Raw genomic sequence first — 12,826 nt, forward strand, 5'->3', positions numbered from 1 at the left:
TTTTTCTATTTCTGAAACGGGTAAGGTGAAAGAAAGATGTTAGGCTTTAGTACTGCGCAGATAGAATCGATATGACTACTACTAAATTAGTAATTTATGAATAAGATAGATAATAAATTTGTTTCTTTTTACTTATTCTTTGATTTTAAGTAAGTGATATATTGAAGAAAGTAATAATATTGTATATAATGATTTTTGTAACAAAAATGTAACAATTACGTAATATTCTTAATATTTATTGAGAAAGAAATTTGTTGTACATATTGCTTGGAGGCATTTTTATGAGTGCAAAAGAAAAGAAAAATAGGTATATATATAGTTTGGATGGACTTCGAGCCTTCGCTGTTATGTCTGTCATTGCATATCACTTAGGATTTGGATGGGCATCTGGAGGATTTTTAGGAGTTGACGTTTTCTTTGTATTATCAGGGTATTTAATTACCTCAATTTTACTGGTGCAATCTTGGGAAAATCCTTTGAAAAATTTGAAGCATTTTTGGATCAGCCGAACGAGAAGACTTCTTCCAGCTGTGTACGTGATGGTAGTATTAACTGCAGCGTGGGTTATTTTATTTAACCGGCCATTGTTAACAACGCTACGAGGCGATGCATTATCGTCTATTTTTTATATGAGTAACTGGTGGTTTATTTTTCATAAAGTTTCATATTTTGATAGTTTTGGATCACCGTCACCATTAAAGAACTTATGGTCACTTGCTATTGAAGAACAGTTTTATATTGTGTGGCCACTTGTTTTATTGTTGGGTTTGAAATTTATTAAAAAGAGAGGAATTCTTTCTCTTTTCATTTTAGCTGGAGTAATGGCCTCAGCCATTCTAATGTCTTTTTTATACGAGCCAGGAGGGGATCCTAGCCGCATTTATTATGGAACCGATACTCGGCTGTTTGCCCTTTTAATCGGGTGTTTACTTGCATTTGTCTGGCCGATGTATCGTTTATCATCAAAAAACCTTCCACCCGTAGGCAAGCAAGTATTAAACGCGGTAAGTATGGTGAGTTTCTTTGTATTTATTCTCTGCGTATGGAGCGTTGATGAGTATACTCATGCATCTTTTCTTTATCAAGGTGGAATGCTGCTGATTTGTTTAAATGCTGCTGTACTGGTTGCAACGATTAGTCATCCTAGTAGTTTTTTAGGAAAAGCTCTGGCGTTTAAACCGCTTCGCTGGCTTGGTACTAGATCATACGGTATCTATTTGTGGCATTATCCGGTTATTGTTCTTACAACACCTGTAGCCGAGATTGGCCGCCCGGTCTATTGGCATGCGCTGTTACAAGTAGGACTTACATTTATCATTGCTGAACTTTCGTACCGTTACATCGAGGTGCCTATCCGCACACGCGGCTTTCGCTATTATTTCCGGCACTACCATCCGAGAGAGCTTTTTAAATGGCGTAATCTCTCTCGTTCGAGACAAGCGGTTTTGGGCAGTCTCATTTTCTTTTTGGCGTTGTTTACAGCGGACATGACAAGCTTTGCTATTAGTACGCAGCAAAAGGATGAAACGGCAGCCAAAGAGAAAGAGGTCAAAATTCAAACAAATCATAAAGAAAATGCTTCAACTTCTGTCAAAGACAAGATCAAAGCGGAGGATAAAAAAGCAGAGAACGCGAAAAAGAATTCCTCAGAAGAAAAATCTGATGCAAAAGAAGAACAGCAGCCGAATTCTTACAGAGATGTTCTTGCGATTGGAGATTCGGTCATGCTGGATATTGCTCCTAATCTTAAAGAGATGCCGCTTAGTATTACGATTGACGGAAAAGTAGGGAGGCAGCTCAATGAAGCACTGCAGCTAACTCCTAGTTATCAAGCATTTAATAATCCGAACAGCGCAGTGATTATTGAGTTAGGAACAAACGGCTATTTTACAAATGAAGAACTTGAACAACTGTTAAAAGCTTTTTCACAAGCGGACGTTTACTTAGTGAATACGCGCGTTCCTCGTTCCTGGGAAAGCACCGTGAACAAGAATTTGAAAGCTGCTTCTGAAAAGTTTGATCACGTCACGCTTGTAGATTGGTACTCTGAGGCTTCTAAGCATCCTGAATACTTTACATCAGATGGTGTCCACTTGGTACCTGAAGGATCAAGAGCATTAACAAAATTGATTGAAGAACGTATGAATTTAGAAGTTAAGACGGAAAGTCGTTCATAATAAGTGAAAAGCCGCACTATGTTTTATATCACACACTGATTAAACCTGTGTCAAATAAATAGATAAAACAAAAAAAGCTTACATGTGTAAGCTTTTTTTGTTTCAAGAAAGACGAGAAGAAATGTTGCCAGCGATTTCTTGAAGTTTTTCAGGCGTGTATTCGCTTGTATGCTCTTTCCATACAGCACCGAATCCATCGCCTTCCCCATAGCGAGGAATAATGTGCATATGATAATGAAACACGGATTGACCAGCTTTTTCACCATTATTATTTAAGATGTTTAAGCCGATTGGGCTGTAGGTTTCTTTAATTGCATTAGCGATTTGAGGAACCACTTCAAATAAATTGCGTGCAATTTCCGGCGTTAGTTCGTGAATGTCTTTTTTATGTACTTTTGGAATCACAAGCGTATGACCTTTTGTTACTTGGCTAATGTCTAAAAAAGCTAATACATGTTCATTTTCAAATACTTTTGCACCTGGAATTTCACCACGAATAATTTTGCAAAAAATACAGTTTTCATCATGTGTGCTCATTATGTTCACCTTCCGTTACCAATATAAATGTATGGGGATACATTTACGTTTATTTTACCACAAAGTAGAAATGCAATCAGCAGGCAAGAAATAGCCACTGGTATTTTATACACAAAAACGGGATGCAAACGATTATGCATCCCGTCATGTGAAGAAGGAAAAATCAGCTTTTAATGCAGCATATGATCTTTAAGGAACACCTCATTTACGTAATTCCATTGCCTAATGAAACAGTAACTTGAAAAAGTATATTCTCTTTAACAAACACCTCATTTAAGCATTGAGCTAAAAAAATATACAATGTGAACGAAATCGTTCTTGGTCTTTGACAAACACCTCATCTACACAGTAATAAATGAACATTATTGTCTACCCATTATATATATTCTTACTACGTTCATGACTACCATCCCCTTATGAATCAAACATACATCGATTTACAATAAGGTTTTCTGAAATATGCCTGCTGTAGACACCTCATCCCAAATGTAAGAAGCTTTGTAATGATTAGTTGTAATCAATAACTTGTTTTCCTTCTTCCCTATATAGAATGTCCCGATATTTCGTTTATATTCTGGAAAAATTAACCGAAAAGAATTGAAAACGATGTGAGGAAGAAAAAGATTTGGTACAATAGAGCAAATAGCGCTTGCGCTTGTAGACAAAAAAGAACAAATAAAAGGAGATCGTGATGGGTTCTTTATTGCAAATTAACAATATTACAGGGGGATATACAAAAACTCCCGTCTTAAAAGATGTATCGTTTGATGTAAATGCAGGTGAATTAGTTGGGTTAATCGGCTTAAACGGAGCCGGCAAAAGTACAACGATTAAACATATCATTGGATTAATGGAAGCAAAAAAAGGAAGTGTATCCATTAATAATAAAACCTTTCAACAAGACCCGACAGGCTATCGAAGTCAGTTTACGTTTATTCCAGAAACTCCTGTGCTATACGATGAATTAACATTGAAAGAACATTTGGATATGACAGCTATGGCTTATGGACTTGAGCCTCAAGCATATGAAGCCCGTCTGCAGCCGCTTTTAAAAGAATTTCGTTTAGACCGGAAGTTAAAATGGTTTCCCGCGCATTTTTCAAAGGGAATGAAGCAGAAGGTTATGATTATGTGCGCTTTTTTGGTTCAGCCGTCTCTTTATATTATTGATGAACCTTTTTTAGGTTTAGACCCGCTTGGTATTCAATCTTTACTTGATTTGATGACGGATATGAAAAAACAAGGTGCAGGCATTTTAATGTCCACACACATTTTGGCGACCGCGGAACGCTACTGTGATAAATTTGTTATTTTACATAACGGAGAAGTAAGAGCACAAGGCACGCTTAAAGATCTTCAAGAAGAATTTCAGATGCGCAATGCTACCCTTGATGAAATTTATATTGAATTAACAAAGGAAGAAGGCTATGAGTAAGATTGATGCATTATGGAAGCAACGATTTCAGCAGTATTTAGTGGATGTAAGAAGATATACAAAATATATCTTAAATGACCACATTAAATTAGTGTTAATTTTTGCGATTGGCGGTTTGGCCTACTATTATCAACAGTGGTTGAGTACACTAACACCCGCGTTTCCTTCGGCTGTAGTGATTGCGATCCTTATGGGATTAATTTTAACAATGGGCCAAATTCAAACGTTTTTAAAACGACCTGATTTAGTCTTTTTACTTCCTTTGGAGACGAAGCTGCAGCCTTATTTCAAAAAATCTTTTTGGTTTACCTTTACGATTCAGCTTTATATTTTATTATTTGCAACGGGTGCAGCAGCGCCTCTTCAGGTAAAAGTAATGCATGATTCGTACTCAAATATTTTTGTGTTTTTTCTGCTATTACTCATCTTGAAAGTTGTAAACTTAGGCATGTCTTGGTGGGCCGTATGGTTTGAAGAAAAGTGGGCGAAGTGGACAGATTATATCGTCAGGTTTTTCTTAAACGCGGTTTTTACTTATTTCTTATTTTCGCATGCATACGTATTTTTTACAGGAATTGTAGCGGTAATTATGATTGCGCTAGCCATTTATTATCGCTCTCTGACAAAAAGGAAGCCGATTAAATGGGAAAAGCTAATTGACTTAGAAGAAAAGCGTATGGGCTATTTTTATCGATTAGCTAATTTATTTACGGATGTTCCCCAAGTAAAAGAACGAATCAAACGCCGTAGGTATTTAGATTGGCTATTAACACGTATTCCATTTCGCCAAAGTGCCACTTACCATTACTTGTACACCAGAACATTTTTGCGATCAGGAGATTATTTAAGTTTGCTCGTTCGTTTAACTGTCATTGGCGGATTTTTAATTGTAGCTGCGCCGTTTCAATACGGCAATATAGTGGTTGTTTTATTTGTTGTATACATGACGGGTTTTCAATTACTCCCGCTTTGGAAGCAGCACAAGCAGATTTTATGGCTTTCTCTTTATCCCGTCGAAGCTAAAGAACGAAAAAGGGCATTTTTGGACGTATGGAAAAAAGCGCTGTATGTACAAATTCTTGTGCTCGCCATAGCGGTGGCTTTTTCTAATATAGTTGCTGCACTGCTGTCCGTGGCAGCAGGTGCTATATTTATTCACTTATTTGTAAATGCATATGTAAATAAAAAATTAACGTAAAAAAAGCTCCGAATGGAGCTTTTTTTACGTTTTTAGGCTACTTTTGAGACGAAGATAATATCCGAAAGCGATAGACGTTCATCGCTACTTTTGTGAGATGATCAAGAAGCTGATAATTAGCATACGCACCTACAACAGCTCCAATCCCCGGCATCAGCTGAAACATTTTCACAACATCAATGTAANGATCAAGAAGCTGATAATTAGCATACGCACCTACAACAGCTCCAATCCCCGGCATCAGCTGAAACATTTTCACAACATCAATGTAATCGCGATATTCTTGTTGAAAAGCTTTCCAATCAAGCTCAAGAAGTTCCTCTTTCTTTTCCTCCCAGCTTTCTACTACTTCGAGCAGCTTAGTTCTATGATCGTCGCTGCAAAAGGCAAGATGAAAAATATACAGCATATAAATGCGTTCTTCTTTTTCTTTTACATCAAAACCATACGTAGCGGCAATGTCAAATAAGCACTTCATTTTTATGGAAAGAAGAAGTGGGAAATCTGCTGCACCTAAAAGGAGACCGCCTGCACCAGTACCAGCTCCTTCTACAGCAGCAGTTTTTTTGTACTTAGGTATGAGCTCTAAAATTCTTTTCTCTTTTTCTTCAAACGAAAGACTGCTGACATCTCTTTTTTTAGTCGTGAAATCGGACCCAACAAGCGTGGTTTCAACCATTTTTTTTATACTTTCAGTTATAATTCTATGGACTTTAGCAGGGATTTTTTCGTTTATTTTAAGCTGTAAAGATTTTGCGGTACGCTGAAATTTAGAAGGTCGTTTCAACATGCTAAATTTCCAATGTTCAGCTTCTCGTAATACTTTTTCTTCATACGTATTCAAAAAAGTCACCTCTTTTCAGTCGATATAAATACTACGTTTTAAGTGAGAAAAAGTTTCCTAAAATATAAAACAGCAAGCACTCGTCTATTTATCTGTACGAATGCTTGCTGAATGGTCAATTAGCTTTTATTGCGTTTTTAGAAGGAGCTTGTTCTTTTAAATACTCAACAGCAGCCGTACCAAGCGTTTTAGCTGCGATAAGCATTGCTTTTTCGTTAAAATCAAATTTAGGATGATGATGAGGATAAGGAGCATCTACACCTTCTGGCTGAGCTCCCGTAAAAAAGAACGTTCCTTTAATATGCTGCAAATAATAAGAGAAATCTTCTCCAGTCATGTGAGGCTCCGTTTCTTCGACTGTATGAACTTCATCGATTTGAGAGGCAGCAGAAGCAAGAAAAGCCGTTTCTTCAGGGTGGTTTACGACGGAAGGATAGCCGCGCGTATAACTCAGCTCATAAGAAGCATCAGCTGTTAAGCATGTACCTTGGACAATTCGTTCGATTTCTTTTTCGACATCATTTCTCACATCTTCGTTAAAAGTTCTTACCGTTCCAATTAGCCGAGCAGAATCAGCAATAATATTAAATGCATTTTCCGCTACAAAAGAACCTATGCTCACGACCGCTGAATCAATTGGGTTTACACGTCTGCTTACAATTTGCTGTAAATTAACAACAAGCTGAGAGGCGATGACGATTGAATCTTTTGTTTTATGGGGCTGTGCACCGTGTCCGCCTGCTCCTTTGATCGTAATCTCAAAGCGATCAGCAGCAGCCATAATAGGGCCCGTTCGATATTGAATCACACCAGTCGGAGTTAATGACCATAAATGCGTTCCGAATATCGCGTCTACACCGTCTAAGCATCCGTCTTCAATCATGGACTTGGCGCCTCCGGGAGCGTACTCTTCGGCGTGCTGATGAATGAAGACGATTTTACCAGGCAGAGAATCTCTTATTTCAAAAAGCGCTTTAGCAAGGACTAAAAGAGTAGCCGTATGACCATCGTGGCCACATGCATGCATCACGCCCGGAACAGTTGATTGATAGGGTACATCTTTTTCATCTTGAATAGGAAGGGCATCAAAGTCGGCTCTCAAAGCTACAGTAGGACCAGGTTTTCCTCCTTGAATACTTGCTACAATGCCGTTTCCTCCTACATTTGCTCGGTAAGAAATACCGATTTTGTCATAAAAAGACCGAATGTAGGCAGCAGTTTGAAATTCTTTAAAAGACGGTTCTGGATACTGATGCAGATAGCGGCGAATTTGAACCATTTCATCAAATTTTTCTTCAAGTAAAGTATGTAGCTTGGAGTTCACATAACCATATCCTTTCTGTGTAAGTTGAATAAAGTTTTGAATTTTTTGACATTTTAATCATTATATCATTATCTATAAAAAAGAAAAGAATGTAAGCGTTGTTATTAAAAAAAGTAATTGAATCATGAAATATTTTATATACATAATAGATACATAAGATGAGAAATAGGGATAAAGAATGAGTTTTTTACCAATTTTCTCGTGAGATAATAGGAGGTAACGATATGGTAGATTCACAAACTGTATCTCTGTACAAAAAATTGATGTGGGCATTTGGGATTGCGGGTCTCGTTTTTTTAGGAGTGTTGTTTGCTGTGTCGACAGATTCTTTTCAAGGAGACCGCTGGCTTGTTTCAGCTATAGATGACAGCACTATTCTTCAGTCAGCGTCATCTGTTTTTCACGGCCTGTCTTTTTTAGCTTCAAAAATGATGATTATGGTTCTTTTAGCTGTACTTATTGTTTTTTTATTTTTTAAAAAAGATTATATTGGCATGATATCCTCATTTTTACTTATTTTAAGCGGCGATATTATTAACAAAGCAGTTAAAGATGCGGTAGAACGAAGCCGTCCTCTTGAAGGCATCGAAGGCTACAGCTTTCCAAGCGGCCATGCGATGATGGGAATTCTTATCTACGGTCTGATCATCTTTTTTCTAACAAAACATATGAATAATCAAAAGGTAGCAAAGCGGTACCAGCGTACAATTAGTTTACTAATTTTATTAATCGGTGTAAGCCGTATTTTATTAAGAGAACACTTTTTAACAGATGTCTTAGCTGGCTACAGCTTAGGGCTCATGTGGCTTATTGTAGGAATCTTCTTTTATACGCTTGTTTATGCATATGTAAAGCCGTCAGCAGAAAAAGAGTTTCTAAAAGGCATGTAAAAAATATATACTTAGGGCCCCCTTCGTAGAAAGAAGGGGGCTTTTGTTTAAACTAGAAACATTGCGACAATCGTTGTAACGACTAATCCAATTGCTACAGGTTTTAAATTGCGTCTGGCGAGTTCAAACGGACTGACTCCGCAAATCGCAGCAGCTGGAATCAGCGCCCATGGAATCAACGTTCCCCCTCCAACCCAAATCGCAGCAATTTGCCCCAAAGCAGTTAGCGTGGCAGCGCCCGATCCTAAAGCAGATGCAAATAAATGAGAGACAGAGCCTACGAGTGAAATACCCGAAAAGCCTGAACCGTCTAACCCTGTAATAGCTCCTAGCGCAGTTATTGTCACAGTAGCGACCTGTGCGGTTAACGGCACAGTGGAAGCAAGCGCAACGCCTAGGTCATTTACAAGTCCATGTGATCCTTTCGGAAGAAAGTCACCAATAATTGTTTTGAACCCAGCATCTCCTAAATAGAAAAAAGCGGCAATCGGAATAACGGGACCGAATACTTTAAAACCAAACTGCAAGCCTTCAATCAAATAGGAAGTTGTTTGTTCAAGACCTTTTCCTTTATGAGCAATAAGCGACACCACTACTAAAATAAATAGAGCTGTACCTCCAACGAGAGCAGTGGCATCTCCTCCCTGTAAATGAAGGGCGAACATTGCCCATACGTCTATAGCAAAGAAAAGGGGAACGATAATGGCTAAAGCCCGGCGTAGTGAAGGAGAAAGAGGTGTGGATTGGTTAGCAGAGCTGCTTGTTAAAATTGTCGGTTGCGCCTGAATTCTATTGTGCTTCATATCTTGTTTTAGAAAGTAAAAAGCAGAGAGCGTTGTAACGACTCCCATCACAATGACAAGAGGGACACTTGCTTGAACAACCTCGTGAACCGGAAGACCTGCTGCGTCAGCGGTTATCTTAGGGGCGGCTTGAATAACAAAGTCACCTGAAAGCGCAACGCCGTGACCGAATAAATTCATCGCTACAGCTACGCCTATAGCCGGAAGCCCTACGCGGATGGCAACTGGTAACAGTACGGCTCCAAGTAAAGCAACGGCTGGAGAAGGCCAGAAAAAATAGGAGATTGTCATCATAACTAATCCAATAACCCAATAGGCAAGAGCAGGTGTTTTAATGAGGCGAGCAAAAGGGGAAATCATCGATTCATTTATTCCTGTAGCCATTAAGACTTTACTCATGGATAAAATAATTGAAATAATTAAAATGGTAGGAAGCAGTTCTGTAATGGCATAAATGAAGCTGGAAAAAACAGCGCTGACGGAGTGGCTTAACGAAGAGGTAGCCGTTAAGGAAAGCAAAAAAATCCCGAGTATACAAAGGATACTCGTATCTCGCCGCATAATCATAAAGCCGATAATGAAGGCGATAAAAAGGACATACATCCAATGAAGAGCTCCAAGCTCTATGCCCATAAAAATTCCTCCCAATAGGTAATGTAGTATACAATATGACGTTTGTGACTATTGTGATACTCGCCTACTAGGAGGATGTTTACTTATTTAACTACGTGGTATGAGGTCACATAAGAAGGGCGAGAAAAAATCGATGGCTGCTGATCCACACCTTCTGACGTACCGCGTTTTTTGTGTGCTTCATTATAGGCTTTTGAAGACTGCCAATCGCTAAATGAACTTTCATCTTTCCATCCTGTAAAGATAATGTAGGTGTCATTTTGCAATGGACGAAGCACGCGAATAGCTGAAAAGCCTGCTTCATTTTCAATTAAACGAGCTCGTTGGCTAAATCGCTGTTCAAACAAAGGACGGCCTTCATCTGTAACTGAAATATTATTTAGTACAGCAAATCCGCTATCTGCAAGATCTCCAGAAGCATCTAATACTTCATAAGCATGTCCCTCTTTAAAAATTGTATCTCCATCTGTTTCGTGGACTAGTGCAAATTGATCGTCATCTTTGTGAAGCAGTAATAAACGTTCACTCGGATGTTCGTCGATCAACTTTTGAAGGTAAGGGCCTGTTCCGTAAGTAATAAAGATCTTCATGGATTATACTTCCTTTCTAATTGGGAATTGCATACAATTTACAATTGTAAATCATACTAAAATTATAAAATTTTACACACAAAAATTCAAAAATTGTGAACTTCTAATGAAGATGGTAAAGTAAAACATTGATGAAGTTGTTTTCCATATTATCAAAAGTTTAGCGAAAGAAAAGGGGTGGCACGATGTACAAAAAAGGCTTATACGCAATTGCTGCCTTAGTTGGAATTTTTCTATTAGGATTGATTGGATATATTATCATCTTGTTTCTTGGAAACTATGTAATTGATGAGAAAAAAATCGTCATGGACTCGGCTACGAGGTTAGTGGACGAAAATGGAGACGAATTAACAAAGCTCTATGTGAAAAATCGGGACTTGGTTTCAATTGACAAGATTCCAAAGCATGTGCAACAAGCATTTATTTCAATTGAAGACGTTCGTTTTTATGAACACCACGGAATCGATTTTAAATCTATTGGCCGAGCATTATACCGAGATATACTGGCTGGGGGAAGTGTTGAAGGAGGAAGTACTTTAACACAGCAGCTGGCTAAAAATGTGTTTTTATCGAATGATAAAACGCTGCTTAGAAAAACAAAAGAAGTAGTGGTGGCCATTAACTTGGAGCAGCGTTACAGTAAGCAAAAACTGCTTGAAATGTATTTGAATCAAATATACTTTGGACACGGAGCCTATGGAATCCAAGCTGCATCCAAGCTTTACTTCAATAAAGATGTCTCCGAATTAACGGTAGAAGAAGGTGCACTGCTCGCTGCACTGCCAAAAGCACCAAATTCTTATTCTCCTATTTTACATCCAGAAAAAAGTATAGAACGTAGAAATGTTGTGTTAAATGCCATGCAAAAAGCAGGTTATTTATCAGCTGAAAAAAATGTACGTTTGCAGGGAAGAACGCTGGGGTTGAACATAAAGGAGCAGGGTAAAAATCCAGCGTATTTAACCTATATCGATATGGTTATTCAAGAAGCAGAGAAGAAATACAGCATTTCGAGCAATGAGCTTCTGCGCGGAGGTTATACGGTCAAAGTACCGATGAATATAAAAGTACAAGAAGCCGCCTACGAGCTGATGAAAGAAAATCGTTATTTTCCAGGTACAGATAATAGTGCCCAAGGTGCTTTTGTATTAGTCGATAACAAAAGCGGAGGAGTTTTATCTGTTATGGGAGGACGAGATTATGTACAAAAATCGCTCAACCGCGTAAATGTCAAAAGACAGCCAGGTTCTACGATGAAACCTATTGCGGTATATGGCCCTGCGTTAGAAGAAGGTCAATTCAAGCCTTATTCGTTGCTCCAAGACAAGCTTAGAAGCTACGGGGGATACACACCTAAAAACGTAGACGGGCAATATGCTAAAAAGGTAACAATGTACGATGCCCTAAAAGATTCTAAAAACGCAGCTGCTGTCTGGACATTGAATCAGCTAGGAGTTGAAACAAGTAAGCAGTATCTCACAAAGCTAGGAATTCCTTTAGAAGATAAAGGGCTTGCGATTGCTCTTGGAGGGTTAAAAGCAGGAATTACACCGCTTCAATTAGCAGGAGCGTACCGGGCATTTGCTGAAAACGGAGAAACCATCCAACCGTACTTTATTCAAGAAATAAAAGATCAAGACGGAAAAGTGATTGCAAAAGCTGCTCCCGACACTCACAAAGCATTTTCAAAACAGACGGCTTGGTATATGACAAAAATGCTTCAAGGAGTTGTTAAAGAAGGAACGGCAAAAAATGGAGAGTTTAAAGGAGAGTTAGCAGGAAAAACAGGGTCTACTTCGTATACGAATGTTAAAGGAGCCACAAGAGATGCTTGGTTTGTTGGATATACGCCAGATGTTGTAGGAAGCATGTGGATGGGATATGATTCTACAAATGACCAGCATTATTTAACAAAAGGAAGTTCTTATCCGACTCTATTATTTAAAGACATTTTAACAAGAGCTGGTTACGACGAAGCTGCATTTCAAAAGCCAGCAGGCGTTAAAGATCTGCCAAAACCAATACGCTTAGAGCAAGTTAAAGACTTAAAACAAGAATTAACATTCCATCCATTCGGTTTGCTAACGGTAAATTTATCGTGGACACCTTCACCTGATAAAAGAGCTGTTTATTATGTTTATGAGAAAAAAGGTGATAAAGCCGAAGTAATTGGCAAAGTGAAGGGAAAAGGAGCATTTGAAAAAGAGCGTGTGAATCTGCTCGACAGTCCTACTTATTATGTAGTTCCTTACAATTCCCAAACAAAACAAAAAGGAAAAAAATCCAACGAAGTAACACCTGCTCTTTTTCAATAAAAAAAGAAGAGTAGGGCGATTTTTTGACATTTTTAGCAGGTGGCTATACAAGTCGTAAAGAAATGGGTATAGTGACAAGT

10 protein-coding genes are annotated in these 12,826 nt (G+C 38.3%); 5 read left to right on the forward strand and 5 right to left on the reverse strand.

Annotation, left to right across the window (positions count from 1 at the left end):
• Positions 1 to 281 precede the first annotated feature (281 nt).
• A complete protein-coding gene (locus ACOZIR_RS25660) occupies positions 282 to 2,177 on the forward strand; it encodes an acyltransferase family protein (protein WP_045292392.1) in 1,896 nt (631 codons plus the stop codon).
• Between the two features lie 102 nt (positions 2,178 to 2,279).
• Here the strand turns inward: ACOZIR_RS25660 and ACOZIR_RS25665 are convergent, their stop codons facing one another.
• Positions 2,280 to 2,714, reverse strand: a complete 435-nt coding sequence (locus ACOZIR_RS25665) for an HIT family protein (protein WP_014461670.1) — start codon at positions 2,712 to 2,714, stop codon at positions 2,280 to 2,282.
• Between the two features lie 691 nt (positions 2,715 to 3,405).
• Here ACOZIR_RS25665 and ACOZIR_RS25670 point away from each other — a divergent pair.
• Complete coding sequence (locus ACOZIR_RS25670; RefSeq protein WP_034267986.1) at positions 3,406 to 4,149, forward strand: ABC transporter ATP-binding protein; 744 nt, start codon at positions 3,406 to 3,408, stop codon at positions 4,147 to 4,149.
• Positions 4,142 to 5,347 (forward strand): ABC transporter permease, encoded by a 1,206-nt coding sequence (locus tag ACOZIR_RS25675; protein WP_310879102.1) that lies wholly within the window; start codon positions 4,142 to 4,144, stop codon positions 5,345 to 5,347. The genes ACOZIR_RS25670 and ACOZIR_RS25675 overlap by 8 nt, the downstream gene beginning before the upstream one ends.
• 37 nt (positions 5,348 to 5,384) lie before the next feature.
• Here ACOZIR_RS25675 and ACOZIR_RS25680 read toward each other — a convergent pair whose 3' ends face one another.
• Together ACOZIR_RS25680 and ACOZIR_RS25685 are read right to left on the reverse strand one after the other, a co-directional pair.
• On the reverse strand, positions 5,385 to 6,191 hold the full coding sequence (locus tag ACOZIR_RS25680) for an EcsC family protein (RefSeq protein ID WP_421536021.1): 807 nt from the start codon (positions 6,189 to 6,191) through the stop codon (positions 5,385 to 5,387).
• 115 nt (positions 6,192 to 6,306) lie between these two features.
• Entirely contained in the window at positions 6,307 to 7,515 is a 1,209-nt protein-coding gene (locus tag ACOZIR_RS25685) for a M20 family metallopeptidase (RefSeq protein ID WP_045292386.1), read from the reverse strand.
• Positions 7,516 to 7,739: 224 nt separating this feature from the next.
• On the opposite strand from ACOZIR_RS25685, the gene ACOZIR_RS25690 reads away from it, so the two are divergent.
• Positions 7,740 to 8,405: a phosphatase PAP2 family protein gene (locus tag ACOZIR_RS25690; RefSeq protein WP_310879103.1), complete on the forward strand. Its 666-nt coding sequence runs from the start codon at positions 7,740 to 7,742 to the stop codon at positions 8,403 to 8,405.
• A gap of 47 nt (positions 8,406 to 8,452) precedes the next feature.
• Here the strand turns inward: ACOZIR_RS25690 and ACOZIR_RS25695 are convergent, their stop codons facing one another.
• On the reverse strand, positions 8,453 to 9,841 hold the full coding sequence (locus ACOZIR_RS25695; protein ID WP_310879104.1) for a hypothetical protein: 1,389 nt from the start codon (positions 9,839 to 9,841) through the stop codon (positions 8,453 to 8,455).
• An 83-nt stretch (positions 9,842 to 9,924) separates the two neighbouring features.
• Positions 9,925 to 10,431: an antibiotic biosynthesis monooxygenase family protein gene (locus ACOZIR_RS25700; RefSeq protein ID WP_013055327.1), complete on the reverse strand. Its 507-nt coding sequence runs from the start codon at positions 10,429 to 10,431 to the stop codon at positions 9,925 to 9,927.
• A gap of 185 nt (positions 10,432 to 10,616) precedes the next feature.
• Between ACOZIR_RS25700 and ACOZIR_RS25705 the strand changes: the two genes are divergently transcribed.
• Positions 10,617 to 12,746, forward strand: a complete 2,130-nt coding sequence (locus ACOZIR_RS25705; RefSeq protein WP_045292381.1) for a transglycosylase domain-containing protein — start codon at positions 10,617 to 10,619, stop codon at positions 12,744 to 12,746.
• Positions 12,747 to 12,826: the final 80 nt, after the last annotated feature.

It is taken from the genome of Priestia sp. D3YE.R1, assembly GCF_049199565.1.
In the GTDB taxonomy this organism is placed as follows: domain Bacteria; phylum Bacillota; class Bacilli; order Bacillales; family Bacillaceae_H; genus Priestia; species Priestia aryabhattai.

Coding starts and splice junctions, on each gene's coding strand:
- ACOZIR_RS25660 (WP_045292392.1), top strand. CDS start 282: ATGAGTGCAAAAGAAAAGAAAAATAGGTATATATATAGTTTGGATGGA.
- ACOZIR_RS25665 (WP_014461670.1), bottom strand. CDS start 2,714: ATGAGCACACATGATGAAAACTGTATTTTTTGCAAAATTATTCGTGGT.
- ACOZIR_RS25670 (WP_034267986.1), top strand. CDS start 3,406: ATGGGTTCTTTATTGCAAATTAACAATATTACAGGGGGATATACAAAA.
- ACOZIR_RS25675 (WP_310879102.1), top strand. CDS start 4,142: ATGAGTAAGATTGATGCATTATGGAAGCAACGATTTCAGCAGTATTTA.
- ACOZIR_RS25690 (WP_310879103.1), top strand. CDS start 7,740: ATGGTAGATTCACAAACTGTATCTCTGTACAAAAAATTGATGTGGGCA.
- ACOZIR_RS25695 (WP_310879104.1), bottom strand. CDS start 9,841: ATGGGCATAGAGCTTGGAGCTCTTCATTGGATGTATGTCCTTTTTATC.
- ACOZIR_RS25700 (WP_013055327.1), bottom strand. CDS start 10,431: ATGAAGATCTTTATTACTTACGGAACAGGCCCTTACCTTCAAAAGTTG.
- ACOZIR_RS25705 (WP_045292381.1), top strand. CDS start 10,617: ATGTACAAAAAAGGCTTATACGCAATTGCTGCCTTAGTTGGAATTTTT.